The organism is Streptomyces griseorubiginosus (assembly GCF_001514195.1).
GTDB classification, from domain to species: domain Bacteria; phylum Actinomycetota; class Actinomycetes; order Streptomycetales; family Streptomycetaceae; genus Streptomyces; species Streptomyces griseorubiginosus.
Window position 1 is genome coordinate 399,320 of sequence record NZ_KQ948735.1, and the last position, 26,981, is coordinate 426,300.

26 protein-coding genes are annotated in these 26,981 nt (G+C 72.3%); 15 read left to right on the forward strand and 11 right to left on the reverse strand.

The genetic code is table 11. The features are described 5' to 3' along the window. Window positions 1-102 precede the first annotated feature (102 nt). Together AQJ54_RS08325 and AQJ54_RS08330 are read right to left on the reverse strand one after the other, a co-directional pair. On the reverse strand, window positions 103-1,032 hold the full coding sequence (locus AQJ54_RS08325) for a hypothetical protein (protein ID WP_062235551.1): 930 nt from the start codon (window positions 1,030-1,032) through the stop codon (window positions 103-105). Further along, a complete protein-coding gene (locus AQJ54_RS08330; RefSeq protein ID WP_030314817.1) occupies window positions 1,029-1,556 on the reverse strand; it encodes a SigE family RNA polymerase sigma factor in 528 nt (175 codons plus the stop codon). Before AQJ54_RS08330 ends, AQJ54_RS08325 begins: the two co-directional genes overlap by 4 nt. Window positions 1,557-1,637: 81 nt before the next feature. Here AQJ54_RS08330 and AQJ54_RS08335 point away from each other — a divergent pair, with 81 nt between their 5' ends. Further along, entirely contained in the window at window positions 1,638-2,063 is a 426-nt protein-coding gene (locus tag AQJ54_RS08335; RefSeq protein ID WP_062235553.1) for a protein-tyrosine phosphatase family protein, read from the forward strand. 18 nt (window positions 2,064-2,081) lie between these two features. Here the strand turns inward: AQJ54_RS08335 and AQJ54_RS08340 are convergent, their stop codons facing one another. Further along, window positions 2,082-3,563, reverse strand: a complete 1,482-nt coding sequence (locus AQJ54_RS08340; protein WP_062237031.1) for an alpha/beta hydrolase — start codon at window positions 3,561-3,563, stop codon at window positions 2,082-2,084. Window positions 3,564-3,866: 303 nt separating this feature from the next. On the opposite strand from AQJ54_RS08340, the gene AQJ54_RS46625 reads away from it, so the two are divergent. Further along, entirely contained in the window at window positions 3,867-4,139 is a 273-nt protein-coding gene (locus AQJ54_RS46625) for a hypothetical protein (protein WP_079069833.1), read from the forward strand. Here AQJ54_RS46625 and AQJ54_RS08345 read toward each other — a convergent pair. Continuing rightward, window positions 4,030-4,410: a hypothetical protein gene (locus AQJ54_RS08345; protein ID WP_211278508.1), complete on the reverse strand. Its 381-nt coding sequence runs from the start codon at window positions 4,408-4,410 to the stop codon at window positions 4,030-4,032. The two genes, AQJ54_RS46625 and AQJ54_RS08345, sit on opposite strands and share 110 nt — an antisense overlap. A 143-nt stretch (window positions 4,411-4,553) precedes the next feature. Between AQJ54_RS08345 and recO the strand changes: the two genes are divergently transcribed. Then, the gene (gene recO / locus AQJ54_RS08350; protein ID WP_062027757.1) at window positions 4,554-5,306 is read left to right on the forward strand and encodes a DNA repair protein RecO; all 753 of its coding nucleotides are present in this window, start codon (window positions 4,554-4,556) and stop codon (window positions 5,304-5,306) included. A gap of 33 nt (window positions 5,307-5,339) precedes the next feature. Then, window positions 5,340-6,188 (forward strand): isoprenyl transferase, encoded by an 849-nt coding sequence (locus tag AQJ54_RS08355; RefSeq protein ID WP_062235556.1) that lies wholly within the window; start codon window positions 5,340-5,342, stop codon window positions 6,186-6,188. A gap of 44 nt (window positions 6,189-6,232) precedes the next feature. On the opposite strand, the gene AQJ54_RS08360 is transcribed toward AQJ54_RS08355, so the two are convergent. From AQJ54_RS08360 to AQJ54_RS08380, 5 genes are all read right to left on the reverse strand, one after another. Further along, window positions 6,233-8,632: a M4 family metallopeptidase gene (locus AQJ54_RS08360; protein ID WP_211278509.1), complete on the reverse strand. Its 2,400-nt coding sequence runs from the start codon at window positions 8,630-8,632 to the stop codon at window positions 6,233-6,235. A gap of 149 nt (window positions 8,633-8,781) precedes the next feature. Then, window positions 8,782-9,201: a Fur family transcriptional regulator gene (locus tag AQJ54_RS08365; RefSeq protein ID WP_028809401.1), complete on the reverse strand. Its 420-nt coding sequence runs from the start codon at window positions 9,199-9,201 to the stop codon at window positions 8,782-8,784. 58 nt (window positions 9,202-9,259) lie between these two features. Continuing rightward, a complete protein-coding gene (locus tag AQJ54_RS08370; protein ID WP_062235561.1) occupies window positions 9,260-10,162 on the reverse strand; it encodes a metal ABC transporter permease in 903 nt (300 codons plus the stop codon). After that, window positions 10,162-10,944, reverse strand: a complete 783-nt coding sequence (locus AQJ54_RS08375; RefSeq protein WP_062235564.1) for a metal ABC transporter ATP-binding protein — start codon at window positions 10,942-10,944, stop codon at window positions 10,162-10,164. Before AQJ54_RS08375 ends, AQJ54_RS08370 begins: the two co-directional genes overlap by 1 nt. Next, window positions 10,941-11,888 carry a metal ABC transporter substrate-binding protein gene (locus AQJ54_RS08380; RefSeq protein ID WP_062235566.1) on the reverse strand — a complete coding sequence of 316 codons (948 nt, stop codon included), beginning with the start codon at window positions 11,886-11,888 and terminating at the stop codon, window positions 10,941-10,943. Before AQJ54_RS08380 ends, AQJ54_RS08375 begins: the two co-directional genes overlap by 4 nt. Before the next feature lie 131 nt (window positions 11,889-12,019). On the opposite strand from AQJ54_RS08380, the gene AQJ54_RS08385 reads away from it, so the two are divergent. The 4 genes from AQJ54_RS08385 (at window position 12,020) to AQJ54_RS08400 (ending at window position 16,288) form a co-directional block, all read left to right on the forward strand. After that, complete coding sequence (locus AQJ54_RS08385) at window positions 12,020-13,402, forward strand: glycine--tRNA ligase (protein ID WP_030314834.1); 1,383 nt, start codon at window positions 12,020-12,022, stop codon at window positions 13,400-13,402. A gap of 137 nt (window positions 13,403-13,539) precedes the next feature. Further along, window positions 13,540-14,547, forward strand: a complete 1,008-nt coding sequence (locus AQJ54_RS08390; protein ID WP_062235569.1) for an aldo/keto reductase — start codon at window positions 13,540-13,542, stop codon at window positions 14,545-14,547. Between the two features lie 29 nt (window positions 14,548-14,576). Beyond that, window positions 14,577-15,167 (forward strand): TetR/AcrR family transcriptional regulator, encoded by a 591-nt coding sequence (locus AQJ54_RS08395; RefSeq protein WP_062235572.1) that lies wholly within the window; start codon window positions 14,577-14,579, stop codon window positions 15,165-15,167. A 215-nt stretch (window positions 15,168-15,382) separates the two neighbouring features. Beyond that, a complete protein-coding gene (locus AQJ54_RS08400) occupies window positions 15,383-16,288 on the forward strand; it encodes a UTP--glucose-1-phosphate uridylyltransferase (RefSeq protein WP_062028074.1) in 906 nt (301 codons plus the stop codon). A 51-nt stretch (window positions 16,289-16,339) separates the two neighbouring features. Here the strand turns inward: AQJ54_RS08400 and AQJ54_RS08405 are convergent, their stop codons facing one another. Further along, window positions 16,340-16,546: a hypothetical protein gene (locus AQJ54_RS08405; RefSeq protein WP_062027773.1), complete on the reverse strand. Its 207-nt coding sequence runs from the start codon at window positions 16,544-16,546 to the stop codon at window positions 16,340-16,342. Window positions 16,547-16,632: 86 nt separating this feature from the next. Beyond that, the gene (locus AQJ54_RS08410; RefSeq protein ID WP_062237034.1) at window positions 16,633-18,060 is read right to left on the reverse strand and encodes an MFS transporter; all 1,428 of its coding nucleotides are present in this window, start codon (window positions 18,058-18,060) and stop codon (window positions 16,633-16,635) included. 101 nt (window positions 18,061-18,161) lie between these two features. Here AQJ54_RS08410 and AQJ54_RS08415 point away from each other — a divergent pair, with 101 nt between their 5' ends. From AQJ54_RS08415 to AQJ54_RS08445, 7 genes are all read left to right on the forward strand, one after another. Beyond that, entirely contained in the window at window positions 18,162-19,055 is an 894-nt protein-coding gene (locus tag AQJ54_RS08415) for an MmyB family transcriptional regulator (protein ID WP_062235575.1), read from the forward strand. A 167-nt stretch (window positions 19,056-19,222) separates the two neighbouring features. Further along, window positions 19,223-19,378, forward strand: a complete 156-nt coding sequence (locus tag AQJ54_RS45595; RefSeq protein ID WP_159055511.1) for a hypothetical protein — start codon at window positions 19,223-19,225, stop codon at window positions 19,376-19,378. 131 nt (window positions 19,379-19,509) lie between these two features. Continuing rightward, window positions 19,510-19,764 carry a hypothetical protein gene (locus AQJ54_RS08425; RefSeq protein ID WP_062235580.1) on the forward strand — a complete coding sequence of 85 codons (255 nt, stop codon included), beginning with the start codon at window positions 19,510-19,512 and terminating at the stop codon, window positions 19,762-19,764. Next, the gene (locus tag AQJ54_RS08430; RefSeq protein WP_248845325.1) at window positions 19,761-20,990 is read left to right on the forward strand and encodes an MFS transporter; all 1,230 of its coding nucleotides are present in this window, start codon (window positions 19,761-19,763) and stop codon (window positions 20,988-20,990) included. Before AQJ54_RS08425 ends, AQJ54_RS08430 begins: the two co-directional genes overlap by 4 nt. A 13-nt stretch (window positions 20,991-21,003) precedes the next feature. Then, complete coding sequence (locus AQJ54_RS08435; RefSeq protein WP_062235582.1) at window positions 21,004-21,867, forward strand: LysR family transcriptional regulator; 864 nt, start codon at window positions 21,004-21,006, stop codon at window positions 21,865-21,867. A 98-nt stretch (window positions 21,868-21,965) separates the two neighbouring features. Next, on the forward strand, window positions 21,966-22,661 hold the full coding sequence (locus AQJ54_RS46630; protein WP_248845326.1) for a hypothetical protein: 696 nt from the start codon (window positions 21,966-21,968) through the stop codon (window positions 22,659-22,661). 9 nt (window positions 22,662-22,670) lie between these two features. Continuing rightward, window positions 22,671-26,948: a cation-translocating P-type ATPase gene (locus AQJ54_RS08445; protein ID WP_062235586.1), complete on the forward strand. Its 4,278-nt coding sequence runs from the start codon at window positions 22,671-22,673 to the stop codon at window positions 26,946-26,948. Window positions 26,949-26,981: the final 33 nt, after the last annotated feature.

Consider the following 26,981-nt stretch of genomic DNA (forward strand, 5'->3'; position numbering starts at 1 on the left):
CGGCCGTCCACCGATCTTCCCGCAAACGACGAGGGGGCGCCGACCCCTGTACGGCGCCCCCGGTCCCGGTCGTCCTTCCCCTGCACCTGCTGGTGCGTCCTGCTACTGCACCTGCTGGTACGACTTGTCCTCGTCGGAGTCGTAGATCAGCTTGCCGTTCTTGTCGTAGCCCTTGACGTGCGGGTTCCTGGTGACCTGCTCGTTCAGGGTGCCCCCGGCGACGAACCAGCCGTGGTCGAGGACGGCCTGACCGCTGGAGTCGCCGTAGGAGACGGTCACCTTGGCCACCGTGGGTTCGACCGTGCCGATGAGGCCCCAGCCGAACGGGAGTTTCCAGTGGCCCTTGTCGATGAAGGACTGCTGGTAGAGCTTGCCGCTGTTGATGTCGGCCAGCACGGGCGGGGAGTCCGGCAGGCGGTCGCTGCCGGTGCTGATGTTGGCGCCGACGGCTTTGCCGTCCTTGATGTTGCACATCAGCCGTGTCTGCGTCGGCTGTTCCTTCACCGCGACCACCCAGATGCCGTCGCCGGGCGCGTTGGAGTCACCGGTGCTGTTCAGTGCCAGGATGATCCGGTACTCGCGGGTCTGGCCCAGGTCCGGGCTGTGGGACCCCGCCTCCGTGTTCTCCCTGTTGTACGCGAGGCACTTGTCCAGCCCGTCCACGGCCTGCTCCAGCGTGATCCCGTCCCGCAGCTGTCCCGCAGTCGCCGGTCCGGCGGGCCCACTGGGTGTGGGGGACGGGGTGGGGGAGGGCGTGGACGCGGCCGTGGGGCTGGTGGACGCCGCGGCCGGTGTCGACTGCTCCGCCGCCCCCGCTCCCGAGCCGCCCAGCGTGATCGCCGCCACCGGCACCGCGGCCAGCGTCACCAGGGCCGCCCCGGCCAGCACCATCCGCCGGCGCCGCTCGGCCACGCCCTGGCGGCGGATCTGCGGGTACGGCACCGACGAGGGCCGGATCGTGTAGGCGTCCTCGCTGAGCAGCTCCCGCAGTTGCTCCTCGAAGTCCCGCTCCCCTTCGCTCATCTCGCTCATCTCGTGCCTCCCTGCGGGGCGCGGTCCACGACCTGCGCGAGCCCCGGATACGTACGCAACTTCGCCAGTCCCTTGGACGCCTGGCTCTTGACCGTGCCCTGCGAGCAGCCGAGCACCTCGGCGACCTCCGCCTCCGACAGGTCCTCCCAGTAGCGCATGACGACCACGGCCCGCTGCCGGGGCGGCAGTTGGGCCAGGGCGGCCATCAGCGCCCCTCGTTCGTCGACCCGGGCCACGGCCTCCTCCCGGCCCGCCCGCTCCGGTGGCGCGTCCGTCAGCGACTCCTTGACCCGCCGCTTGCGGAAGCGGTCGCTGTTGCACGTGACGAGCATCCGCCGGACGTACGCCTCCGGGTTGTCGCTGCCCGACACGCGCCGCCAGGAGCGGTACGCCTTCGCCAGCGCCGTCTGCGTCAGATCCTCGGCATGGTGTGCGTCGCCGGTGAGCAGATAGGCGGTCCGCACGAGGTGCGACCATCTCGCTCTGACGAATTCCTGGAACCGATCCTCTTGTTCGGCCTGCATCAAGCACCCTCCCTCGCCCCTCAGACCACAGGGCGAGCGGATTCGGTTGCCCGTGCGACCGTGGCGGGTTCGAATGTCTTCATGAACGGGTGGGACGAACAGGGGCCGGGCGTCCTCCGGTTGCCGTCGGGGCGTCTGGTGCGGGGCCGTGGCCTGCGGCACCCGCTGGATCCGGCCGCGCCGACCCCGTCGTACGGCGTCTATCTGCTCGGCCGGACACCTCCCGAGGTCCCCTGGGAGTCGCACTGGCTGCGCTGGCCGGACTTCCGGCTGCCCGCGGACCATGCGCAGGCCCGCGCGGTGCTCACCGAGGTCTGGCGCCGGGCGGCCGGCGAACGGGTGGAACTCGCGTGCGGGGGAGGCAGGGGCCGCACCGGAACGGCCCTCGCCTGTCTGGCGGTTCTGGACGGGGTGCCCGCCGCGGAGGCCGTGGCGTACGTCCGGGCGCACTACGACCGGCGGGCGGTGGAGACCCCGTGGCAGCGCCGGTACGTCCGGCGCTTCTGAGCCGCACCGCCCCGTGGCTCAGCGGCAGTAGGTGTCCCGGGCCGGACGCACCCCCGTCGCCAGGAAACGGGACACCGTCGCGTCGCCGCACGCGGTGCCGTTGCCGAGGTAGGCGTCATGGCCGGTGGAGTCGTTGACGACCATCACGGCCCGCCGGCCGAGCGCCTCGCGGAGCTTCAGGGCGCCGCTGAGCGGGGTGGCGGGATCCCGTTCGTTCTGGACCATCAGGACGTTGGAGGGGCCCCGGTCGGTGACGTGCACCGGTGCCTCCCTCGGCTCCCACGGCCAGGCGGTGCACGGCATGGTGTTCCTCGGCATGCCCCCGGTCAGCGGGAACGCGGCACGGCTCCTCGCCACGTCCCGGCGGTAGAGGGCCGGATCGCCCGGCCAGTCGACGTCGTTGCAGATGGTGGCCGCGGCGACCGCGGTGACGTTCTGGAGGACGGCCTCGGGCGGCCCGGCGGGGGCGGCCGGCAGCGTGCCCTGGCGTGCGGCGCGGATCAGCCGGGCCAGCGCAGGATAGTCGTCGGGGTCGTAGAAGGAGTCGAGCATCGTCTGGCGCAGGACGTTGCCGTTGAGCTCCTCCGGGTTGGCGCCCGGCCAGGGGATCGGCTCGCGGTCGAGACGGGCGGCGAGCTCCAGGAACAGGGGGCGCACCTCGGCGGCCGTGTCGGCGAGGCGGTCCGGATTGCCGGGCGCGGAGGCCCACTTGGCGAACTCCGGGAAGTTGTCCTCGGCGCCCCGCTCGAACGCGGCGAGCCAGGCGCGCTCCGCGAGCACGGGGTCCGGGTTGTCGTTGCTGTCCAGGACGACCCGGTCGGTGCGGTGCGGGAACAGTTGGAGGTAGGCGTCGGCGACATAGGTGCCGTACGACACGCCCCACAGGGATACCTTGCGCTCACCGAGCGCCACCCGGACGCGGTCGAGGTCGCGGGCCTCGTTGAGGGTGCTGATGTGCCGGATCAGTTCGCCGCCGTTGCGGGCGCAGGCGTCGGCCAGGCGCTTGCCCGCGGCCAGGTTCGCGTCGACGGAGCCGTCCGCCGCGGGCCAGGGCAGCAGGGTCGTCCGGGCCAGGTCCCGGTGTTCGAGACCGCAGTCGACGGCGGTCGAGGGCGCCATCCCGCGGGGCGCGAACCCGATGAGGTCGTAGGCCTCGCGGACCTCCTTCGGCAGCCGCTGCCCCTTCTCGGAGGGGTCGTTCATGCTGTCGCCGCCGGGTCCGCCGGGGACCAGCAGCAGGGCACCGCGCCGGGCGGCCGGGTTCTCGCCGGGGATGCGGGAGACGGCGATCTCGATCTTCGGGCCGTTCGGGTCGGCGTAGTCCATGGGCACGGCGACGGTCGCGCACCGCTGGCGCGGATCGAGGCCGCTGCCCTCGCACTTGGTCCATTTCAGTGCCTGGGCGCCGGGGGCCGCCGAGGCGGACAGCGGGGTCATGACACCGAGCACGACACCGGAGGCGGCAGCGACCAGAGTGAGGCTCTTCGCCAGCGGCAGCATCTGCGTCCTCTGCGTCCTGTGCTTCATCTGCTTCTTCTGCTTCTTCATGCGAGGAGCCTTGCGGACCGCGCGCCGGCGCCCCATCCGGTCAACTGCCGGATTCTCCGGGGGGTTTACCCCCGGGTCGGGTGCAACGTCGGCGTTCCGCCGCGGGATATTCGGCCGAGGTTTTCGAAGAACCTGCTCGAACTGCCCGATATAAATGCCGAAGACGATAATGCGACCATGGACAAGGGAGGAGTGAAACCCGAAAAGGCGGGGGAGTTCCGTGTAATCGGAGTCTGGAGGTAATCGGTGGCGAAAATGCCCGTGGGTTCGTACGTCGTGGACACCCGGACCGGGAAGGTCGGCGTCGTGATGGGGCACGAGGGCCCGTACGTCCAGCTCAGACCGTACGGCGGCGGCAGGGAATGGGACGCGGCACCGGACGCGGTACGGGAAGCCACCCCGGTCGAGCAGCCCACGGTCACCGCACCGGCCACTCCAGCATCCGCCCCTCGTAAAGACGGGGAATCCGGGGGACAGAGGTCACCGGGATCCCCTTCTCGACTGCCTCGCACAGATCCGCGAGCATGAGATCCATGCGCGGCCACAGCAGACGGTACTCGGGGTCGCCGAACGAGATTTCCCCGATTTCCCCCGCGTGGTGCGACCGGTGGTTCACGAACAGCAGATCCCCGGAGATGTTCCGGGCCGGCGGAACCCACCGGACATCGGCCGTGCGACTCTGAAGCTGCACGACGGGGTCGTCATGCGGCGGGCCAGTACCGAAGCCGGCGCCTTCCTCCGCACGTCGTCGTGCACGGCGCTGCCACGACTCGACGGGATCAGACGGTCCGGAGGTCATGGGAGCCGTTGTACCGGACCGCGGCGGGCAGGGTTCCGGGTGGGCGAGAATGGGGGCATGCATCTGTTCCGCGACGACGCCATCGTGCTGCGCACCCGGACGCCGGGTGAGGCGGACCGGATCGGTGCCCACGGGGGTGGGCGATGAGTCTCTTCCGGGACGACGGGATCGTCCTGCGCACCCAGAAGCTCGGGGAAGCGGACCGGATCATCACGCTCCTCACCCGGGGGCACGGGCGGGTGCGGGCCGTGGCCCGCGGGGTGCGGCGCACCAAGTCCAAGTTCGGCGCCCGGCTCGAACCCTTCTCCCACGTCGACGTGCAGTTCTTCGCGCGCGGGAGCGAGCTGGTGGGCCGCGGGCTGCCGCTGTGCACCCAGAGCGAGACCATCGCGCCGTACGGCGGCGGGATCGTCTCCGACTACGCCCGGTACACCGCCGGGACGGCCATGCTGGAGACCGCCGAACGCTTCACGGACCACGAGGGCGAGCCCGCCGTCCAGCAGTACCTGCTGCTCGTGGGGGCCCTGCGGACCCTCGCCCGGGGTGAGCACGCCCCCCACCTGGTCCTCGACGCCTTCCTGCTGCGCTCGCTCGCGGTCAACGGCTACGCGCCCAGCTTCAGCGACTGCGCGAAGTGCGGGATGGCCGGCCCGAACCGTTTCTTCTCGGTGGCCGCCGGAGGCTCCGTCTGCGTGGACTGCCGGGTGCCCGGCAGCGTCGTACCCTCACCACAGACCCTGGAACTCCTCGCCGCGCTGCTTACGGGAGACTGGGAGACCGCGGACGCGAGCGAACCGCGGTACGTCCGGGAGGGCAGCGGGCTGGTGTCCGCCTACCTGCACTGGCATCTGGAGCGCGGGCTGAGATCCCTGCGCTACGTAGAGAAGCAGACGTAGAGAAGCAACCCTGAGAGGGAGACGAGAACCACCATGGTCGTACGCGGGATCCTCGGTCGTCAGCGCCGCGAGTACCGGACGCCGGAACCGCACCCGTCCGGCGCCCGGGCGCCCAAGCTCCCCGGTGAGCTGATCCCCGAGCACGTGGCGATCGTCATGGACGGCAACGGCCGCTGGGCGAAGGAGCGCGGGCTGCCCCGCACCGAGGGGCACAAGGTCGGCGCCGAGCGGGTCCTCGACGTGCTCCAGGGCGCGATCGAGGCCGGCGTGAAGAACATCTCGCTCTACGCCTTCTCCACCGAGAACTGGAAGCGCTCGCCCGACGAGGTCCGCTTCCTCATGAACTTCAACCGGGACTTCATCCGCAAGACCCGCGACCAGCTCGACGAGCTCGGGATCCGGGTGCGCTGGGTGGGCCGGATGCCCAAGCTGTGGAAGTCGGTCGCCAAGGAGCTCCAGGTCGCCCAGGAGCAGACCAAGGACAACGACAAGCTCACGCTGTACTTCTGCATGAACTACGGCGGCCGGGCCGAGATCGCCGATGCCGCGCAGGCCCTCGCCGAGGACGTGAAGGCGGGCCGCCTCGACCCGGCCAAGGTCACCGAGAAGACCCTCGCGAAGTACCTGTACTACCCGGACATGCCCGACGTGGACCTCTTCCTGCGGCCCAGCGGCGAGCAGCGCACCTCCAACTACCTGCTCTGGCAGAGCGCGTACGCCGAGATGGTCTTCCAGGACGTCCTGTGGCCCGACTTCGACCGCCGTGACCTGTGGCGGGCCTGTGTCGAGTTCGCCTCCCGGGACCGCCGCTTCGGCGGGGCCGTCCCGAACGAGGAGCTGCTCGCCATGGAGGAGGCGATGAAGGGCGACCCGGAGGCCTGAGCCCCCGACCCGCCCTTCACCGACGTTCACCGACTACGAAGGACTCAGCTGGTCGTCACCGCCGTGTCGTCGATCACGAAGCTCGTCTGGAGCGAGGAGTCCTCGACCCCGGTGAACTTCAGCGTGACCGTCTGACCGGCGAAGGCCGCCAGGCTGAAGGACTTCTGGACGTAACCGCTGGCCGCGTTGAGGTTCGAGTACGTGGCCAGGGTCGTCGACCCGGCGGTCACCGTCAGCTTGTCGTACTGCGTGCTGGTGGTGGTCTCCGCCGTGTCGATGTGCAGGTAGAAGGTGAACGTGGTCCCGGTGCAGCCGCTCGGGACCGTCACCGACTGGGAGAGCGTGTCGGTGTGGGTGGAGCCGTAGCCGTCCAGCCACGCCTTGTAGGAGCCGGTGCGGGCGGCCTCGCCGCTGGCGTTGGTGATCACTCCGCTGGACGCGGTCCAGGTCGTGTTGCCCGACTCGAAGCCCTGGTTGCCGAGCAGCTGCGTCGAGGTGCAGCTGCCGCCGCCGGCCGCGTTCACGGTCCAGGTGAAGGACGCCGTGCCCGTCGCCCCCGTGCTGTCCGTCACCGTGACCGTGGTGCTGGAGGTCCCGGCCGTGGTGGGGGTGCCGGTGATCGCGCCGGTCGAGCTGCTGATCGACAGACCGGCGGGCAGACCGGTGGCCGCGTAGCTCAGTGAGCCGCTGTTGGTGCTGCTCGCGCTGATCTGGAGGCTCACGGCGGTGCCGACCGTGCTGGTCTGGCTGCCCGGGTTGGTCACCGTCACGCCGGTCGACGGCACGGTGATGTGGCTGCCCACGTTGATGCCCGCGAAGGCGTTGCCGACCCCGGCGTACTGCGTGGAGCTGGTGCCGTACAGGGCCGCGGCCGCGTTCAGGGCGGCGGTGCGGGCGCCGGCGTAGGTGGTGCTGGACGTCATGTACGTCGTCAGCGCCTTGTACCAGATCTGGAGGGCCGCGGCCCGGCCGATCCCGGCGACGGCGACCCCGTCGGAGGTCGTGCTGGTGTAGGTCACGCCGTTGATGGTCTTGGTGCCGCTGCCCTCGGAGAGCAGGTAGAACATGTGGTTCGCGGGCCCGGACGAGTAGTGCACGTCGAGGTTGCCGACCCCCGAGTACCAGCTGTCCGCCGAACTGCCGTCCTTGCTCGGCTTGTCCATGTACCGCAGCGGCGTGCCGTTGCCGTTGATGTCGATCTTCTCGCCGATGAGGTAGTCACCGACGTCGGTGGAGTTGTTGGCGTAGAACTCCACGCCGGTGCCGAAGATGTCGGAGGTGGCCTCGTTCAACCCGCCGGACTCACCGGTGTAGTTGAGCCCCGCCGTGTTGGAGGTGACGCCGTGGCTCATCTCGTGCCCGGCCACGTCCAGCGAGGTCAGTGCGTGCGTGCCGCCCGAGCCGTCGCCGTAGGTCATGCAGAAGCAGTCGTCGTCCCAGAAGGCGTTGACGTACGACGAGCTGTAGTGGACGCGGCTGTAGGCGGCCACCCCGTCGTTCTTGATGCCGCTGCGGCCGAAGGTGTTCTTGTAGAAGTCCCAGGTCTCCTGGGCGCCGTAGTGGGCGTCCACACCGGCGGTCTGGGTGTTGGAGCCGGAGCCGGTGCCCCAGGTGTCGTCGGCGTCGGTCATCAGGGTGCCGGTGCCCGACGTGCCGTTGTTGAGGCTGTACGTCTTGTGGCCGCCGCGGGTGGTGTCGTACAGCTGGTACGTCGAACCGGACAGCGTGGTGCTCAAGGGCACCGTGCCGCTGTACTGGCTGTTGCCGGTGCCGGTCTCCACGCCCTCGTAGCGGGAGAGTTCGGCGCCGGTCGTGGCGTCGGTGATGACGTGCAGCTTGCTGGGCGTGCCGTCGTCCTGGAAGCCGGAGACCACCGTCTCCCAGGCGAGCTTCGGGGTGCCCGAGCCGGCCCAGATCACCTTGCGGGCGCTCTGCGCGGCGGGGTTCTCGGCCTTGAGCGCCTTGGCGGTCCTGAGGGCCTTCGTCTGCGCTGCCGCCTTGCTGAAGGTGGCGGTCGTGGACTTCACCGAGACGGTACGGCGGTTGTTGTTGAAGGTGGTGCTCACGGTGCCGGCGGCCAGGGAGGCCGGGGGCGTGTGCACGACCAGGTCGCCGCCGAGGACGGGCACGCCGTCGTAGGTGCGCTCGTAACGGGTGTGCAGAGTGCCGTCGTTGTCCTTGACGACGTCCTTGACGACCAGTTTCTCCTTGGCGCCGAGGCCGAGGGAGTCGGCGGTCGCCTCGGCCTTGCCGGACGCGCTCTTGATCAGGGCCGTGCGCTGGGCCGGGGAGAGCTTGGCCTCGAGACCGCCCGTGCGCAGCGGGCTGGGGTGGGGGGAGGCGGGCCCCGCGGCGGCGGGGACCGTCTGGACGCCTACGGCGAGGAGGGACGCGGCGGCCACCAGGGACGCGGCGACGGCTGATCTTCGTGGGGAGGGTCTCACTCGTACTCCTACTGCGACGACGGGGTGGAGGTGCCGTGCGGGAACTGCGTGAGAGCTGGAGGGAGCGTGGCACGGTTGTCCGGGTCATGTCATGCAAAGGAGTACGAGCCAAGGGTTATCCCTCGGCTCTGCTGTGTGTTTCCTGTCGGTCAGCCCTGGGCGGCGGCCGCGCAGTCCGCGCAGGTGCCGAAGATCTCCACGGTGTGCGCCACGTTGACGTAGCCGTGCTCGGCGGCGATCGCGTCGGCCCACTTCTCGACGGCCGGGCCCTCCACCTCCACGGCCTTGCCGCAGACCCGGCAGACCAGGTGGTGATGGTGGTCGCCGGAGGAGCAGCGGCGGTACACGGACTCGCCGTCGGAGGTGCGCAGGACGTCGACCTCGCCCGCGTCGGCGAGGTTCTGGAGGGTGCGGTAGACCGTGGTCAGACCGACCGCGTCGCCCTTGTGCTTGAGCATGTCGTGCAGTTCCTGCGCGCTGCGGAACTCGTCGACCTCGTCGAGGGCCGCCGCCACGGCGGCCCGCTGCCGGGTGGCGCGGCCCTTCACGGGCGGTCCAGCGGTCGTCACGGGTTCCTCCTTCGTTCGGCTCCTGCCGGGCCATTGTGCCAGCCCGGCCTGTGCCGGGTCAGACTCCGGCCGTGCCCTCCGGTGCCCGAGTGGCCGGAATCGCACACTCTGCGGGGTCCCCGGCCGGCTGCCGGGCGGCCACCGCGCGGGCGCGGCGCCGGGCCAGCGGAGTGGCGAGGGCGGTCAGCAGGATGAACGCGGCGATGGTGAGCAGCACGATCGTCGCACCGGGCGGGACATCCTGGTAGTACGAGGTGACGGTGCCGCCGATCGTCACCGTCACCCCGATCGCCACCGCGATCGCGAAGGTGGCCGCGAAGCTCCGGCTGAGCTGCTGCGCCGCCGCCACCGGCACCACCATCAGCGCGCTGACCAGCAGCAGTCCGACCACGCGCATGGCGACGGTCACCGTCACCGCGGCCGTGACCGCCGTCAGCAGGTTGAGCGCGCGCACCGGAAGACCGGTGACGCGGGCGAACTCCTCGTCCTGGCTGACCGCGAAGAGCTGCCGGCGCAGACCGAGGGTGACGAGCACGACGAACGCGGCCAGTACGCAGATCGCGGTCACGTCGGACGCGCTCACCGTCGACAGCGAACCGAACAGGTACGACGTCAGGTTGGCGTTGGAACCGCCGGGCGCGAGGTTGATGAACATCACGCCGCCGGCCATGCCGCCGTAGAAGAGCATCGCGAGGGCGATGTCGCCCCGGGTCTTTCCGTACCAGCGGATCAGCTCCATGAGGACCGCACCGAGCACCGAGACCAGGGTCGCCATCCACACCGGCGACCAGGAGAGCAGGAAGCCGAGGCCGACGCCGGTCATCGCGACATGGCCGATGCCGTCGCCCATGAGGGCCTGGCGGCGCTGGACCAGGTAGATGCCGACCGCGGGGGCCGTGATGCCGACCAGGACGGCGGCGAGCAGGGCCCGCTGCATGAAAGCGTAGTCGAGGAGGTCCATCAGCTCAGCAGTCCTGTGCGCATCGGCTCGTGCTCGGGGGAGTGGGGGTGGACGTGGTCGTGTCCGGGCAGGGCGTGCTGACCGACCGCGCGCGGGGGAGGGCCGTCATGCAGGACGCAGCCGTCCCGCAGCACGACCGCGCGGTCGATCAGCGGCTCCAGGGGGCCGAGTTCGTGCAGCACGAGCAAAACCGTGACGCCCCGCGCGACCTGTTCCTCCAGTGCCCGCGCCAGCACCTCCTGGCTGGCCAGGTCCACGCCCGCCATCGGCTCGTCCATGATCAGGAGCTCGGGTTCGGCGGCGAGCGCGCGGGCGATCAGGACACGCTGGTGCTGGCCGCCGGACAGGGCGTCGACCGAGTCCTTCGCGCGGTCCGCCATGCCGACCATTTCCAGGGCCCGCCGTACGGCCTCGTGGTCGGCCCTGCGGAGCATCCCGAAGCGGGCGCGGGAGAGCCGGCCGGAGGAGACGATCTCGGTGACGGTCGCGGGGACCCCGCCCGCGGCGGTGGTGCGCTGCGGGACGTAGCCGATGCGGGCCCAGTCGCGGAAGCGCCCGCGCGGGGTGCCGAAGAGTTCGATCTCGCCCGCGGCGGTGGGGACTTGGCCGATGATCGTGCGGATCGCGGTGGACTTGCCGGAGCCGTTGGCCCCGAGCAGCGCGACGACCTCACCGCGCTCCACGGTGAGGTCGATGCCGCGCAGGACAGGCCGCGAGCCCAGGTCGGCGCGGACTGAGCGCAGAGAGATGACGGGCTCGGTCATGCCGTCCTCCGGTGTCATTTCGCTCCCAGGGCGCCCTGGAGGGCCTTGAGGTTGGCTTCCTGCACCGCGAAGTAGTCCTTGCCGCGGGACTTGGCGGTGATGCCCTCGATCGGGTCGAGGACGTCCGTCTTCAGCCCGGCGTCGGAGGCGATGGTCTTCGCGGTCCTGTCGCTGACGAGCGTCTCGTAGAACACGGTGGTGACGCCGTCGGCCTTCGCCATCGTCTCGAGGTCCTTGACGCGGTGGGCGCTGGGCTCCGACTCGGGGTCCAGGCCGTTGATGGCCTCCTCGGTGAGGCCGTAGCGCTCGGCGAGGTAGCCGAAGGCGGCGTGGGTGGTGATGAAGACCTTGGAGTCGGTGTGCGCGAGGCCGTCCTTGAACTTCGTGTTCAGGGCGTCGAGCTTCTTGACGAGGGCCGCTGTGTTGGCCTTGTAGTCGGCCGCGTGGTCCGGGTCGGCCTTCTCGAAGGCGGCGCCGACGCCCTGGGCGACCTCGGCGTACTTCACGGGGTCGAGCCAGATGTGGGGGTCCTTGCCGCCCGCTTCCTCGCCGTGCTCGTCGTCGTGCTCGGCCGCGTGGCCGCCGACCTCGTTGCCGTGCTCCTCCAGGGAGGTCAGCGTGGTCGCGTCGATCTTGGTCTTGATCCCGGACTGGGCGACCGCGTCGTCGACGGAGGGCTGGAGGTTCTTCAGGTAGAGGACCGCGTCGGACTCCTGGAGCTGCGCGGTCTGCTTGGCGCTGATCTCCAGGTCGTGCGGTTCCTGGCCGGGCTGGGTCAGGCTGGTGACGTGCACGTGGTCCCCGCCTATCTGCTCGGCGAGGAAGGCCATCGGGTAGAAGGACGCGACGACGTCGAACCTCCCGGTGTTCCCCGCGGCGGCGCTGTCGGTGGAGCACGCGGAGAGGGCGGCGAGGGCACCGGCGGCGGCGACCGCGGGTATGAGGCGTCGTCGTACGTTCATGACAGTCATTTTCATCAAATATGGAAACGGTTGTCAACAAAGCCCTGGCCCCGAACCGATTTGATACCGGGGGTGGCCACGCCGGTAACCTGAGGCATTCGCTGCCGTCCATTCGTCATGAAGAGAGCACCGTGGCCGCCGACAAGATCGACACCATCGTCAGCCTGAGCAAGCGCCGGGGCTTCGTTTTCCCCTGTAGTGAGATCTACGGCGGTCAGCGCGCCGCCTGGGACTACGGACCGCTGGGTGTCGAGCTGAAGGAGAACCTGAAGCGTCAGTGGTGGCGCTACATGGTGACGTCTCGTGAGGACGTGGTCGGTCTCGACTCGTCCGTGATCCTGGCCCCCGAGGTCTGGGTCGCCTCCGGTCACGTGGCCACCTTCTCCGACCCGCTGACCGAGTGCACCTCCTGCCACAAGCGGTTCCGCGCGGACCACCTGGAAGAGGCGTACGAGGCCAAGCACAAGCGCGCCCCGGAGAACGGCCTGGCGGACGTGAACTGCCCCAACTGCGGCAACAAGGGCCAGTTCACCGAGCCCAAGCAGTTCTCGGGCCTGCTCTCCACCCACCTCGGCCCGACCCAGGACACCGGCTCCATCGCCTACCTGCGCCCCGAGACCGCCCAGGGCATCTTCACCAACTTCGCCCAGGTGCAGACCGCTTCGCGCAAGAAGCCGCCGTTCGGCATCGCGCAGATGGGCAAGTCCTTCCGCAACGAGATCACGCCCGGCAACTTCATCTTCCGCACCCGCGAGTTCGAGCAGATGGAGATGGAGTTCTTCGTCAAGCCGGGCGAGGACGAGAAGTGGCAGGAGTACTGGATGGAGCAGCGCTGGAACTGGTACACCGGCCTGGGCCTGCGCGAGGAGAACATGCGGTGGTACGAGCACCCGAAGGAGAAGCTCTCCCACTACTCCAAGCGCACCGCCGACATCGAGTACCGCTTCCAGTTCGGCGGCAGCGAGTGGGGTGAGCTGGAGGGTGTGGCCAACCGCACCGACTACGACCTCAGCGCCCACTCCAAGGCCTCCGGCCAGGACCTCGTCTACTACGACCAGGAGGCCGGCGAGCGCTGGACGCCGTACGTCATCGAGCCGGCGGCCGGTGTCGGCCGCTCGATGCTGGCGTTCCTGCTCGACGCCTACGTCGAGGACGAGGCCCCCAACGCCAAGGGCAAGCTGGAGAAGCGCACCGTGCTGCGTCTCGACCACCGTCTCGCCCCGGTGAAGGTCGCGGTGCTCCCGCTGTCCCGCAACGCCGAGCTGTCCCCGAAGGCCAAGGGTCTCGCCCAGGCGCTGCGCCAGAACTGGAACATCGAGTTCGACGACGCCGGCGCGATCGGCCGCCGCTACCGCCGCCAGGACGAGATCGGCACGCCGTACTGCGTGACGGTCGACTTCGACACCCTCGACGACAACGCGGTGACGGTCCGCGAGCGTGACTCCATGAAGCAGGAGCGCGTCTCCCTCGACCAGATCGAGGGCTACCTGGCGAGCCGCCTGGTCGGCTGCTAGTCGGTCCGTCTTTCTCGGCCTTTCTCGGCCCCCGACGCAGGCCCTTGCGGGCTCGTGTCGGGGGCCGTTTTTTCTTCGCGAGGAGTGACAGCTGACAGATATTGAAATCTGTCAGCTGTCATGTCAGAGTGGAGGGCATGACGCTACGCACACGCACCCTCGGAACCACCGGCCCCCAGGTCTCCGCCCTCGGCCTCGGCTGCATGGGCATGTCGCCCATGTACGGCGACGTGGACCGCGAGGAGTCGATCGCGACGATCCACGCCGCCCTGGAGGCGGGCGTGACCCTGCTCGACACCGGCGACTTCTACGCCATGGGCCACAACGAGATGCTGATCGGCGAGGCCCTGCGCACCGCCCCCGCCGCCCGCCGCGAACAGGCCCTGCTGAGTGTGAAGTTCGGTGCGCTGCGCGGCCCGGGCGGTGAATGGTCGGGCTACGACGGCCGCCCCGCCGCCGTGAAGAACTTCGCCGCCTACTCCCTCCAGCGCCTCGGCGTCGACCACATCGACGTCTACCGCATCGCCCGGCTCGACCCGGACGTCCCGATCGAGGAGACGGTCGGCGCGATCGCCGAACTCATCGAGCAGGGCCACGTCCGCCACGTGGGCCTCAGCGAGGTCGGCGCCGACACCATCCGCAGGGCCGCCGCCACCGCACCCGTCTCCGACCTCCAGATCGAGTACGCGCTGATCTCGCGCGGCATCGAGGAGGAGGTCCTGCCGACCACCCGTGAACTGGGCATCTCCATCACCGCCTACGGCGTCCTGTCCCGCGGCCTGATCTCCGGCCACTTCTCCGCAGACCGGCAACTGGCCGCGAACGACTTCCGGGCCCACTCGCCCCGCTTCCAGGACGGCAACCTCCAGCACAACCTGAACCTCGTCGAGGCGCTCCGGAAGATCGCCGAGCAGAAGGGCGTCACCGTGGCGCAGATCGCCATCGCCTGGGTGCTGGCGCAGGGCGAGGACATCGTGCCGCTCGTCGGCGCCCGCACCCGGGAGCGGCTCACGGAGTCGCTGGGCGCCCTGGACGTCGTACTGGACGCCGACGACCTGCGCGCGATCGAGGACGCCGTGCCGGCCGACGCGGCGGCGGGCGAGCGCTATCCGGCCGCGCAGATGACCCACCTGGGCAGCAAGTAGCGAACGCCGTGCCAGGTACGGTCTAGGACATGGCACCGACCACCGAGACCCTGACCGCGGAGCGCATCCTCGAAGCCACCGAGGAGGTGCTGCGCCGGCACGGGCCCGCCAAGGCCACCGTGGTCGACGTGGCCCGCGCGCTCGGCGTCAGCCACGGCAGCGTCTACCGCCACTTCCGCACCAAGGCGGCGCTGCGGGCAGCGGTGATCAAGCGCTGGCTGGACCGTACCTCCGTGTCCCTCGCCGGTATCGCCGCGGACGAGGACCGGACACCGCAGACCCGGCTGCGCGACTGGCTCGCCGACCTCTTCGAGGCCAAGCGCCGCAAGGCGGGGGACGACCCCGAGCTGTTCGCCACCTACATGGTGCTGACCAGGGAGGCCGGCTCGGTGGTCGACGAGCACATCGCCGACCTCACCGGCCAGCTCACAGGCATCATCGAGGCGGGCACGGCCTCCGGCGCCTTCACCGGGGACCCGGCGGCCCAGGCCCGTGCCGTCTTCCAGGCCACCGGCCGCTTTCACGACCCCGCGTACTTCACCGAATGGGAGCGCCCGGAGGCCGACGGCGACTTCGCGGCGCTGGTGGAGCTTTTGCTGAGGGGGCTGCGGAACGGCTAGGCGGAGGGCCGGGCGGACAGGGCGGGCGTGCGGCCCAGGCGGAGGGGCGGACGGACCGGTCGGGCGGCCCAGGCGGACGGGGCGGGCGTACGGACGACGGGCCAGGTGTGCGGAGGCGTACGGACGTCGGGCCAGGGGTGCGGAGGCGTACGGACGACGGACCAGGTGTACGGGCTAGAGTGTGCCGCCCGGCCGAAGAGAAGGCGAGCGAGCCGATGTCCTCCACCATCCGCAGGGCCGTCATCCCCGCCGCCGGCCTCGGCTCCCGGCTGCTGCCGCTCACCAAGGCGACGCCGAAGGAGATGCTCCCGGTCGGCGACAAGCCGGTCATCGAGCACACCGTGCGCGAGCTGGTGGACTCCGGCATCACCGACATCACCATCGTCGTCTCCGGCGGCAAGTCCCTGATCCAGGACCACTTCCGCCCCAACCCCGCCCTGGTCGAGCAGTTGCGCGCCGACGGCAAGAGCGCCTACGCGGACGCCGTCGAGGAGATCGCCGAGCTGGCCCGCCGCGGCCACATCACCTACCTCGACCAGCAGGGCCCCTACGGCAACGGCACCCCCGTCCTCAACGCCGCCCGCTCCTTCGGCGACGAGCCCGTCCTGGTGCTGTGGCCGGACGACGTGTTCGTGGCCGAGGTGCCGCGCGCCCAGCAACTGATCCGGGCCTACGAGCAGACCGGCTGCCCGGTCCTCGCCCTGATGCCGATGGACCCCGTCGAGTCCCGGCGCTACGGCGTCCCGGTCGTCCAGGAGGACCTCGGCGGCGGCACCCTGCGCATCACCGGCCTGGTCGAGAAGCCCGACCCGGCCGCCGCGCCCTCGTCGTACGCGGCCATCGGCGGCTATGTCATCACCCCGGGCATCGTCGACGAACTGCGCGAGCGCACCCGGCGCTGGTACGAGCACCGCACCGGCGAGATCTACCTGACCGACGCCGTCAACGCCTACGCGGCGACCCGGGCGGTGTACGGCCAGGTCATCCAGGGCCGCTGGTACGACACCGGCAACCCGGCCGACTACCTCGTCGCCCAGATGGCCCACGCCCTGGCCCACCCCGAGTACGGCCCCCTGCTGCGCGGCCTGGTCGGCGAACTGGACGCCCCCGAGGGCGCCTGAGGACCGGTGGGGTCCGGTGGGGTCCGGAGGGGTCCGGTGGGGTCCGGTGGGTCAGCCCCCCGACGGATCCACCGTCGCCTGGTGCGCCTCCGCCAGGTGTTCCTCCGCCTTCAGCCAGGGCAGGAACTGCGCGGCCCGGCGCCAGCCGCAGGTCTCGCAGCTGATCGTGCGCTGGGGGCCCTTGCGCAGCACCTGGACGACGTGTTCCCGCCCGTCCTGGTCCCGGCGGCTCACCCTGCTCGTGTTCGTCTGCACCATGTGCCTCGCCTCCGGCAAGGAGTGTGCAGCAAGAACAACATCAACAGCAGTGTCTTCACGGGGTGTTCGCCGGGAGCCGGGCCGGGTCAGCTCATCGTGCGCGGCAGGCGCAGGCTCAGCACACCCGTCAGGGCCACCCCCGCCAGCTGCACGAGCAGCGTCGTCACCAGGGCGTCCCGCATGCCCAGGCCCGGCACCAGGGCGAGGAAGAGGCTGCCCAGCGTGGCCACGCCCAGGGCCAGCGAGGCCTGCTGTGTCGTGACCATCACGCCGCTGCCCACACCGGCCCGCGCGGGCGGCACCTCGGACAGCACCAGCCGCAGGACGACGGGGAGTTGGAGCGCCTGGCCGACCCCGGCGACCGCACCCCCGGGCAGCAGGGCGACCAGACCCAGGTCGGACCAGGAGTACCGGGCCGCCAGGATGATCAGGACGAGTCCGGCCCCCTGGATCAGCGCGCCCGCGGTCACCACCCGGGTGCCCCAGCGGGAGATCAGCCGCGGTCCGGCGATCGACGTGAACAGGAACGTCACCGCCAGCGGGACCAGAGCCAGGCCCGCCTGGACGGGGCTGCGGCCCGCGCCCTCCTGGAGCGCCACCGCGATCACGAACATGAAGCCCGCGAAGCCCATCGAGAACGGCACGATCAGGACCAGGCCCCGGCGCAGCGACACCAGCGCGAGGAGGCTGGGCGGCACCAGCGGCGTACGGCCCCGGCGGTCCGCCCTGCGCTCCACCGCGAAGAACGCCCCCGCGAGGAAGGGGAACGCCGCCAGCGACAGCCACGTCCACAGCGGCCAGCCCGCCGCCCTGCCCTCGGTCAGCGGGGCCAGCAGCGCCAGCAGGGCCGCGGCGAGCAGGACCGTGCCGGGGACGTCCACCGGCTCCGGGCGCGGGGAACGGGTCTCCGGGACCGCACGGGCCGCGAGCAGCAGGCCGACGAGCACGACCGGGACGTTCACCAGGAACGCGGCACGCCAGCTCGTGCCCGCGATGTCCGCCGCCACCAGGACCCCGCCGAGGATCTGGCCCGCCACCATCGCAAGGCCCGCGGTGGCGCCGTACAGGCCCATCGCCCGGGCCCGCCGGGGTCCGGCGGTCGCCGACTGGATGGTCGCGAGCACCTGCGGCAGCATCGCCGCCGACGCGGCCCCCTGGGCCACCCGGGCCGCGACCAGCGCCCACGCGCTCGGTGCCAGCCCGCATGCCAGTGAGGTCAGCCCGAACGCGGCCATGCCGCCCAGGAAGAGCCGGCGCCGCCCGAACAGGTCGCCGAGCCGGCCGCCGAGGACCAGGAGGACGGCGTACGCCAACCCGTAGCCCGCGACGACGAGTTCGAGGACCGACTCGCTCGCGGACAGGTCCGCGGCGATGGTCGGCAGCGCCACGTTGACGATGAAGAAGTCGATGAGGGGGAGGGCCGCGGCGAGCAGCACCGTGAACAGCCCGAGGCCGCCCAGCTCGGGTGGCGCGGCGGGGCGGGCGAGGCGTGGAGTCGTCGTTTCGGTGGTCACGGTCTCGAGCCTGCGCCTGCTCACAGAGGGGTACCAGAGTGTCCTTATCCTGGTAGAAGAACCACCTGGCAACAGGGTCCCGGTGCGGGCAGGCTGGAGGCATGACGACCATGGCCCAGGAGACCGCCGCGCCCGTGACGCCGTCCGTCTCGGAGATCCGGCGCCATGAACTCGCCGCCTTCCTGCGGCACCGCCGCGAGCACATCACCCCCGAGCAGGTCGGTCTGCCCCGCGGCCGCAGGCGGCGCACCCCGGGACTGCGCCGGGAGGAGGTCGCCCACCTCTCCGCGGTCGGCGTGACCTGGTACACCTGGCTGGAGCAGGCCAGGGACATCCAGGTGTCCGTACAGGTCCTGGACGCCCTCGCCCGCGCCCTGCTGCTCGACCCGAGCGAGCGCTCGCACCTCTTCCAGCTCGCCGGCGCGGTCGACCCGACCCCGGCCACCAGCTGCCCGTCGATCACCCCCGGGCTCCGGCTCGTCCTCGACCAGCTGGGGCCGATCCCGGTCTGCGTGTCCAACAGCCGCTACGACATCCTGGCCTACAACCGCACCTACGGCCTGCTGCTGTGCGACCTGGACGCGGTGCCCCCGCAGGACCGCAACGCCATGCTGCTCTCTTACACCCACGAGGAGTGGCGTTCCTCGATCGTGCACCTGGCCGAGGTGCAGCGGCTCATGGCCGCCCGCTTCCGCGCCGGGATGGCCGGGCATCTGGCCGAGCCCGCCTGGAAGACGCTCCTGAAACGGCTGCGCACCGAGTCCGCGGAGTTCCGCGAGATCTGGGACCGCCACGAGGTCGGAGCCTCCCGCCCGCGCCGCAAGGAGTTCCTCAACCGGTACGTCGGCCGGATCGCCGTCGACCACACCGACCTGTGGCTCGGCCCCGAAACAGGCTCCCGCCTGGTCACCTACGCCCCCGCCGACGAGGAGTCCCGGCAGCGACTGGAGAAACTGCACGCGATCGCCCTGGAGCGGGCCGCTCGGGCTGCGTGAGCGAGATCTCAACCGCCTTTCCGCGTCGGCTCCCACCTCCTCCCATGCGGCAGATGGATGCAACATGCACCTGACGTATTGGATCAGCCGCTCGTCCACTCGATGTACTTCCCGGACTGATCGAGGCCGCCCCCGAGCGCGGCCCAGTCACAGGGGAGAGCAACAACGTGTACGAGCAGTTCCTGTCGGCCAGGCTCCGTGATCTGCGAGCGGGCGGGCAGTACCACCCGAGCCTGGAGGGTGCCCTCGGCGAGAAGCCCCTCACCTCCCCGCACGTTCCTACGTCCGTGAGCAAGGACTCCGGCTCGCCCGCGCCCACCTGACGTGGGGCAGGGACCGCATCAACGACCACCGCCCGACCGTCGGCGTCACCAGCGAGGTCATACAGCAGCTTCACCAACATCGTCCGCGTGTCTGGCGGCGCGAGGACGGTCAGGAACGCACCCTGTGCGAGGTGGACACCCGGGACGCCCAGGTTCCCGACGCACAGCGCGCCGTCGTCAAACTGCGCCGACTCGCCCTGGACGTCGTACGTCATGTCGCCGACGGGACCGCGCCGAGGGTGCCGTTCGCCGGGCTCGCCGAGTCCGTCGCCACGCAGCGCCTGCTCAACGACATCGAAACCACCGCCCGCAGCACCGGCCCGGCCCGCTACTTCCCGCAGGGCCGCACCCCGGTGACCGAAGTGGACTGGGAGCGCCTCGGATGACCACACCCACCCCCACCACCCCCATGAACCGGCTCTTCATCCTCGTCCTCGGCGCCTTCGCGCTCGGCCTCGACGCCTACGTCATGGCCGGGCTGCTGCCCAAGGTCGCCGCCGACCTGCACACCAGCGAGTCCGCGGCAGGACAGATGGTGACCCTGTTCACCCTGTGCTACGCCCTCGCCGCCCCGGTCTTCGCGACCGCCCTGGCAGGACGGCCCGCCAAGACCGTCCTCACCGCGGCACTCCTGCTGTTCACCCTCGCCAACGCGCTGACCGCCGTCGCCGGCAGCCTGGCCGTGCTGCTCGTCGCCCGGGCCCTCGCGGGCGTCGGCGCCGGCGTCTACTCGCCGATGGCCGCCGCCACCGCCGCCTCCCTCGCCGGTGAGGAGCGGCGCGGCCGGGCCCTCGCCCTGGTCATGGGCGGGATGAGCATCGGCACGGTGATCGGCGTGCCGGTGGGTGTGCTGCTCGCCGACCATGTCGGCTGGCGCGGCACGCTCTGGCTGATCACCGGCCTCGGCGCCGTGGCCGTCACCGGGGTCGCCCTCGCCCTGCCCCGCCTGGCGGCCACCCCGCCGCCGCCCCTGCGCGAACGGGCCCGCATCCTGGCCCGGCGACCCGTCGCCGCGATCGCCGGCGTGTCCCTGATCGCCGGGGTCACCAGCCTCGGTCTGTACACCTACCTCGCACCCTTCCTCGCCGACGCCGGCGGTATCGACGGGACGCTCGGCGCGATGTGGGCCTGGGGCCTGGGCGGGGTGGCCGGAAGCCTGCTGATCGGCCGGATCGTCGATCGCACGGGACGGCCGTACGCCGTCGTCACCGTCGTCCTGCTCCTGCTGTGCCTCTCCCACCTGCTGCTGCCCCTCGCGGCCGAGACCACCTGGCTGCTCGCCGTGCCGCTGGGGGTGTGGGGCGCCACCGGCTGGGCGCTCCAAGTGCCCCAGCAGCACCAGCTCATCGCCGCCCGCCCCGACCAGGCGCCCGTCGCCGTCTCCCTCAACAGCTCGGCCGTCTACCTCGGCAGCGCGCTCGGTTCCGCCCTGGGCGGGGTCGTCCTCGCATCCGGAGTGGCCCCCGCGGACCTGCCGTACTGGACGGGCGGCCTGGTGGCGGTCGGGCTGATGCTGCACCTGGTCCTGGTCCGGATGCCCAGGCCCGCGCACTCGGACCACGAGAGCCGGCCGGAAGCGCGGGCGCCGGAATCGGTCACCGCGCGTGAGTAGTACCGTCGTGGCAATGGACGTAGGACTGCACCAGCTGCGCTGCTTCCTCACCCTCGCGGAGGAACAGCACTTCACCTGGGCCGCGGAACGGCTCGGCATCCCCCAGCCCACGCTCAGCCGCACCATCCGCAGGCTGGAGGAGCAGGTCGGCTGCCACCTGCTCGACCGCACCACCCGCCACCCCCGGCTGACCCCGGACGGCGAGCGGCTCCGCGCCGAACTCCAGGTGCTGCTGCCCCGCCTGGAGGCGGCCCTGCGTCCCGTCCCGCAGGACGAACCTCTCAGCCTGGGCTACACCTGGGGCTTCCCCCGGCGCCGCGGCCGGGACGCCATCGACCTGGTCGAAAGCCGGCACCACATCCTGGTCGAGCCGGTGCGCCGGGACGAGCGGTTGGCCGGCGTGCACACCGGGGCGGTGGACGCGGCGCTGCTGTGGGGAGCCGTGGAGGACCCCCGCCTGCACGCCGTGGAGATCGCCCGCGAGGAGAGGGTCGCCGCGGTGTCGGTCCGTTCCACCCTCGCCACCCGGCCCCGGGTGAGCTGGCGCGACCTGGGCCGCCGCTGCCTGGTCCTCAACACTGTCAGCGGCACCCTCACACCGGATGACTGGCCGGTGGGGGCCCGCCCCGAGGTCGGGGCCGAGGCCGCCAACCTGGACGAGTACCTGCACGCGGTGGCGGCCCGGCGGGGTGTGGGCGTCCTTCCGGCGTCGGTGGCGAGCCAGCACCCCGACCCCGATGTCCTCTACCTCCCGCTCACCGGAGCCCCGCCGGCCGTCCTCCACTACGCCTTTCCGCGCACCAACCCGCACCCCCACGCGGAGCACCTCGCCGAGGCGCTGCGGGACGCGGGTCGGCCCGCGCTTCAGAACGCCTGATCACATCCCCGTCCGGTGGGGTGAGCGGGCCGGGTTCGGGCACTCGGGCGGTCCGGAGGGGAGATCCCCACAGGCGAGCGAGTCGGGCGAGGCGAGTCATGGCCGAGCAGAAGTCGTCGCAGCAGGCAGCGCACACGTCCCCGGACCAGGCATCGGAGAAGGAACCGCAACAGCTTCCGCAGCCGCTGCGGGCCGCCGTGTCGGTGCTGGGGAAGGTTCCCGGGGCCGGGACGGTGGGCCGGGTGGCCGGCGGGGCCCTGGACCGGGTCGGGGCGGTGTCCCCGCGCGGCCGGCGGTACGCCGTGTACGCCGGCGCCGGAGTGCTCGGTGTCGCGGGCATCGTGGAATGGCCGATCGCGGTCACCGGGGCGGCGGTGGCCTGGCTGACACAGCCGAGGCCGGGGGAGGGGGACGCCAGCGCCGGACCGTCGGGGGACGCGAGCGCCGCGCCATCGGGGGACACGAGGGCCGCGCCTTCGGGGGACGCCAGCGCCGAGCCTCCGGGGGATACGAGCGCCGAGCCTTCTGGGGACGCGAGCGCCGAGCCTTCGGGGAATACGAGCGCCGCGCCTTCGGGCGACACGGGCGCCGCGCCTTCGGGGGACGCCGCGGGCGGGCCCACGCCGAAGGTGCTGGCCGCCTCGCACGGATCGCCTGGAGCGGCGACCGCCGCCGCTGCGGCCACCTCCTCGTCGCCCTCCGGCAAGCTCCCCCCGCACGAGAGCCCGTCGGTGCCGCCGGGGCAGGGCGGTCCTGGGGGGTCCACCACGGGACGTAACCGGTCCGGCCACTGAGAGCGAGCGATGAACCAAGCACTCCTCACCCGCCCCAAGACCACCGCCGCGAACCTCCTCCTGGCCGGCCCCCGGCTGCTCGCCCGCGCCACGCCCCCCGCGATCGGCGCCGCCGCCGGAGCCGCGGCCGGAACGGCCCGCGCCGGCGTACGCACCGCCGACTTCGCGGCCCGCGCCGCCAGAGCGGCTCGCGCGGCCCTCCCGGGAGCGCCCCAGGACTGGCGAGCGGGCCCCCGCGTCCACGTGCCCTTGCGCACGCAGGAGACGGACGAACGGGCGGACCAGGGGCAGGAACACCGCGCCCGCCGCCTCGCCGCCGCTCTCGCCGAGCACCCCGACATCGTGCTGGCCTACTGGGACCGAGGTCTCGGGCGGCTGGTCGTCACCGCCGCCGAGGGGGTCGCCACCGACCGGGTCGTCGCACGGGTGGCCGCACTCGCCGAGCGACACGGACTCACGGCGGCCGGCGCACAGGACGTCGAGGAACTCGCCCACCCCGGCGACCCCGGCTCGGTACGGACCGCCGCCCTCGCGCTCGGCGCCGACGCCGTCGGGGTGGTCGCCGCGGTCACCGGGTCCGCGCTGCGGCTGCCCGCCTCGCCGCGGCCGCTGACCGCCGGAGTGATGCTGCTGCGCGAGAACCCCCGCTTCAGGGGCTGGCTGCGAGGCCGGCTCGGCGCCGCACGGACCGACGTGGCGCTCGCCGTCGTCAACGCCGCCGTGCACGGCGCCGGCCAGAGCCCCACCTCCCTGCTGCTCGACGGCACCCTGCGCGCCTGCCAGTTGGCGGAGGCGATCGTGCGGACGGCCGCCTTCGAAGCCGTCCACGACGACCTGTGCGTCCCCGAACGGGACAGCGTGCCCGGGGACCCGGCCCTGCGCCCACCGCCGCTGCCCTCACCCGCCCAGGAGTACGCGGGCCACGCCTCCGCGGGCAGCCTCGCCGGCGCTGTCGCCGCGCTGCTCGTCAAGCACGACGTGACCGAGGCCGCGGAGGCCGTCCTCGCCGGCTCCCCCAAGGCCGCCCGCTACGGCCCCGCCGCCTACCACGCCGTCCTGAGCGCCGCCCTGTCCCGCTCCGGCGTCCTGGTGCGCGACCCGGACCGGCTGCGCCTGCTGGAGACCGTCGGCACCGTCCTGCTGCACCCGAGCGCCCTGCGCACCCCGGGCGCGGGCGCCGACCCCTGGGCCGAGCCCGTACTGGACGCGGCCCGCCGCGCCGGACTCCGGGTCGTCGTCCTGGACGACCCGGCCCTCGCAGACTTCACCGGCCTCGCCGACCAAGTCGTGTCCGCGGAAAGGCCGTTGAGGGAGGTCGTCGACCGACTCCGCGACGAGAGCGAGGACGGGGCCGGCGTCCTCACCGTCGCCCGCCCGCAGGACGCCGACGTCGTCGCCGGACTCCTCCGCGGCGACATCGCCGTCTCCCTCACCGACGGCGGCTGCGCGGTCGCCTGGGGCGCCGACGTCCTCGCCCCGCGCGGACTCCCCGACGTCTGGCGGCTGTTGACCGCCGTCCCCGCCGCCCGCGCGGTCGGCCGCCGCTCCCAGACCCTGGCCCGGTCCGGCGCCGCCCTGTCCGGACTCCTCGTCGCCGTCGGCGAGTCGGGCCGCGGCGGCCGCCGTACGGCACTCCCCGGCCTCCGGCACGCGCCCGTCGACGCCGCCGCGGCCGCCGCCCTGCTCAGCGGCGCCCGTGCCGCCCTGCGCGTCGCGGCCGCCGGCCTGCCCCACCCGCGACCCAGGGTGGCCTGGCACGCCCTGCACCCGGACGACGTACGCGACCGTCTGGAGCGGGACGCGCCCCCGGAGCCCACGCTCGTCGAACAGACCACCGGACGGGTGCGCGCCGGCGCCGAGACCGTCGTACGACTGCCCGTGCTGGCACCCGCCAGGTGGTCGGCGCAGCTCGCCAGGGCCGTGCGCGGGGAGCTCGACGACCCGCTCACCCCCGTCCTGGCGGTCGGTTCGGCCGCCTCCGCGATCCTCGGCTCCGCGATGGACGCCCTGCTGGTGGTCGGCGCCCTCGACCTGAACGCGCTCGTCGGCGGGCTCCAGCGGCTGCGCGCCGAGCGGGCCCTGTCCGGGCTGCTCGCCCAGCAGCAGCAGAAGGCCCGGGTGGCTGAGCCGGACCACGACGAGGAACCGCACGTGGTCGACGCCGCCCGGCTCAGCCCCGGTGACGTCGTCGAGCTCACCCTGGACGACGTCGTGCCCGCCGACGCCCGCCTGTTGTGGGAGGACGGCCTGGAGGTCGACGAGTCCGCGCTCACCGGCGAGTCCCTCCCCGTGAACAAGCACACCGACCCGAGCCCGCGCGCCCCGGTCGCCGAACGGCACTGCATGGTCTTCGAAGGCACGACCGTGGTCGCCGGACGGGCCCGCGCGGTCGTCGTGGACACCGGCGAACGCACCGAGGCCGCCCGTGCCGTGGCGCTCGCCGCCCGCACCCCGGCCGCCGGCGGAGTCCAGGCCCGGCTCCAGGAACTCACCCGCAAGGCCCTGCCGTTGACGATGGCCGGCGGCGCCGCCGTCACCGGCCTCGCCCTGCTGCGCGGCACACCCCTGCGGCAGGCCGTCAGCGGGGGAGTGGCGGTCGCGGTGGCCGCCGTACCGGAAGGGCTGCCGCTGGTCGCCACGGTCGCCCAGCTCGCGGCCGCTCGCCGGCTCAGCGCGCACGGCATCCTGGTCCGCGCCCCGCGCACCCTGGAGGCGCTGGGCCGCATGGACACCATCTGCTTCGACAAGACCGGCACCCTCACCGAGAACCGGCTGCGCCTGGTCCGGGTCACCGATCCGGACGGCACCGCCCGCACCCCCGGCGAACCCGGCGCCGACGGCCCGCTGCGCGTCGCCGCCCGCGCCTGCCCCCAGCTCGACGGCGACCCCGGGCAACGCCCGGCCCACGCCACCGACGAGGCCGTCCTGGACGCGGCCGCCCCCGACGAGCACTGGACCCAGCTGGAGGGCCTCCCCTTCGAGGCCGCCCGCGGCTACGCGGCCGCCGTCGGACACTCCGGCGACGACACCCCGGTCCTGGTGGTCAAGGGCGCCCCGGAGACCGTCCTGCCGGCCTGCGCCGGCCTCCCCGCCGACGCCGAGGACCGTGCCCACTCCCTCGCCGCCGACGGACTGCGCGTCCTGGCGGTCGCCCGCCGTACGGTCGACGGGGACACGCAGGCCGTGCTCGAAGAGCCCCTGCGGAACCTGGAGTTCGTGGGCCTGCTGGGCCTCGCCGACGTTCCCCGGGAGACCTCGCCCGCGCTGGTGCACGGGCTGCGCGAGGCCGGCGTACGGCCGGTCGTGCTGACCGGCGACCACCCGCGGACCGCCCACGCCATCGCCACCGACCTCGGCTGGCCCGAGGACGCCACCGTCGTCACCGGGGACGAACTCGCCGCCGCCGACCGCTCCGCGCGCTCCCGGATGCTGCGCGACGCCGATGTGGTGGCCCGGGTCGCGCCCGAGCAGAAACTCCAGGTCGTCGAGGCCCTCCGGGACGCCGGCCGGGTCGTCGGCATGGTCGGCGACGGCGCCAACGACGCGGCCGCCATCCGCGCCGCCGACATCGGCGTCGGCATCAACGCCCGCGGCTCGGCCGCCGCCCGCAACGCCGCCGACCTCGTCCTCACCGGCGACGACCTCTCCGTCCTCATCGAGGCCGTCCGCGAGGGGCACGCCCTGTGGCACAGCGTCGCCGACGCCATCGCCATCCTCATCGGCGGCAACGCGGGCGAGGTGGGCTTCGGCATCCTCGGCACCCTCCTCTCCGGCGCCGCGCCCCTGTCCACCCGCCAGATGCTCCTGGTGAACCTCTTCACCGACCTGTTCCCGGCGATGGCGGTCGCGGTGACGCCCACGGAGCGGCCCACCGACTCCGGCGACGACCCGTCGGTCGACACGGTCCTGGGCCCCGCCCTGACCCGCCAGATCCGCGCCCGGGCCCTCACCACCTGCCTCGGCGCCACGGTCGCCTGGCTCATCGGCCGCTTCACCCCGGGCACGGCCCGCCGCTCGACCACGATGGCCCTGTGCGCGGTGGTCGGCACGCAGTTGGCCCAGACGTGGGCGGACAGGAAGGAGAGTCCTCTGGTCCGGGTGACGACCCTGGGCTCGGCGGCGGTGTTGTTCGCGGTGGTGGAGACCCCGGGCGTGAGCAGCCTCTTCGGCTGCACACCGCTGGGGCCGGTGGCGTGGGCGGGGGTGGGGGCGGCGATCGGACTGGCGGTGGCGGGCCAGAGGTTCGTGCCGGCGGTGGAGCGAACGGTACGAGATCGGTTGGGGTGATGAGACCTACCCAGGGGCGCGGGGAACTGCGCG

Excerpts from the sequence above, each read along its gene's own strand:
- AQJ54_RS08325 (WP_062235551.1), bottom strand. The coding sequence starts at position 1,032 with ATGAGCGAGATGAGCGAAGGGGAGCGGGACTTCGAGGAGCAACTGCGG.
- AQJ54_RS08330 (WP_030314817.1), bottom strand. The coding sequence starts at position 1,556 with ATGCAGGCCGAACAAGAGGATCGGTTCCAGGAATTCGTCAGAGCGAGA.
- AQJ54_RS08335 (WP_062235553.1), top strand. The coding sequence starts at position 1,638 with ATGAACGGGTGGGACGAACAGGGGCCGGGCGTCCTCCGGTTGCCGTCG.
- AQJ54_RS08340 (WP_062237031.1), bottom strand. The coding sequence starts at position 3,563 with ATGCTGCCGCTGGCGAAGAGCCTCACTCTGGTCGCTGCCGCCTCCGGT.
- AQJ54_RS46625 (WP_079069833.1), top strand. The coding sequence starts at position 3,867 with ATGCCCGTGGGTTCGTACGTCGTGGACACCCGGACCGGGAAGGTCGGC.
- AQJ54_RS08345 (WP_211278508.1), bottom strand. The coding sequence starts at position 4,410 with ATGACCTCCGGACCGTCTGATCCCGTCGAGTCGTGGCAGCGCCGTGCA.
- recO (WP_062027757.1), top strand. The coding sequence starts at position 4,554 with ATGAGTCTCTTCCGGGACGACGGGATCGTCCTGCGCACCCAGAAGCTC.
- AQJ54_RS08355 (WP_062235556.1), top strand. The coding sequence starts at position 5,340 with ATGGTCGTACGCGGGATCCTCGGTCGTCAGCGCCGCGAGTACCGGACG.
- AQJ54_RS08370 (WP_062235561.1), bottom strand. The coding sequence starts at position 10,162 with ATGGACCTCCTCGACTACGCTTTCATGCAGCGGGCCCTGCTCGCCGCC.
- AQJ54_RS08375 (WP_062235564.1), bottom strand. The coding sequence starts at position 10,944 with ATGACACCGGAGGACGGCATGACCGAGCCCGTCATCTCTCTGCGCTCA.
- AQJ54_RS08380 (WP_062235566.1), bottom strand. The coding sequence starts at position 11,888 with ATGAACGTACGACGACGCCTCATACCCGCGGTCGCCGCCGCCGGTGCC.
- AQJ54_RS08390 (WP_062235569.1), top strand. The coding sequence starts at position 13,540 with ATGACGCTACGCACACGCACCCTCGGAACCACCGGCCCCCAGGTCTCC.
- AQJ54_RS08395 (WP_062235572.1), top strand. The coding sequence starts at position 14,577 with ATGGCACCGACCACCGAGACCCTGACCGCGGAGCGCATCCTCGAAGCC.
- AQJ54_RS08400 (WP_062028074.1), top strand. The coding sequence starts at position 15,383 with ATGTCCTCCACCATCCGCAGGGCCGTCATCCCCGCCGCCGGCCTCGGC.
- AQJ54_RS08405 (WP_062027773.1), bottom strand. The coding sequence starts at position 16,546 with ATGGTGCAGACGAACACGAGCAGGGTGAGCCGCCGGGACCAGGACGGG.
- AQJ54_RS08415 (WP_062235575.1), top strand. The coding sequence starts at position 18,162 with ATGACGACCATGGCCCAGGAGACCGCCGCGCCCGTGACGCCGTCCGTC.
- AQJ54_RS08430 (WP_248845325.1), top strand. The coding sequence starts at position 19,761 with ATGACCACACCCACCCCCACCACCCCCATGAACCGGCTCTTCATCCTC.
- AQJ54_RS08435 (WP_062235582.1), top strand. The coding sequence starts at position 21,004 with ATGGACGTAGGACTGCACCAGCTGCGCTGCTTCCTCACCCTCGCGGAG.
- AQJ54_RS46630 (WP_248845326.1), top strand. The coding sequence starts at position 21,966 with ATGGCCGAGCAGAAGTCGTCGCAGCAGGCAGCGCACACGTCCCCGGAC.
- AQJ54_RS08445 (WP_062235586.1), top strand. The coding sequence starts at position 22,671 with ATGAACCAAGCACTCCTCACCCGCCCCAAGACCACCGCCGCGAACCTC.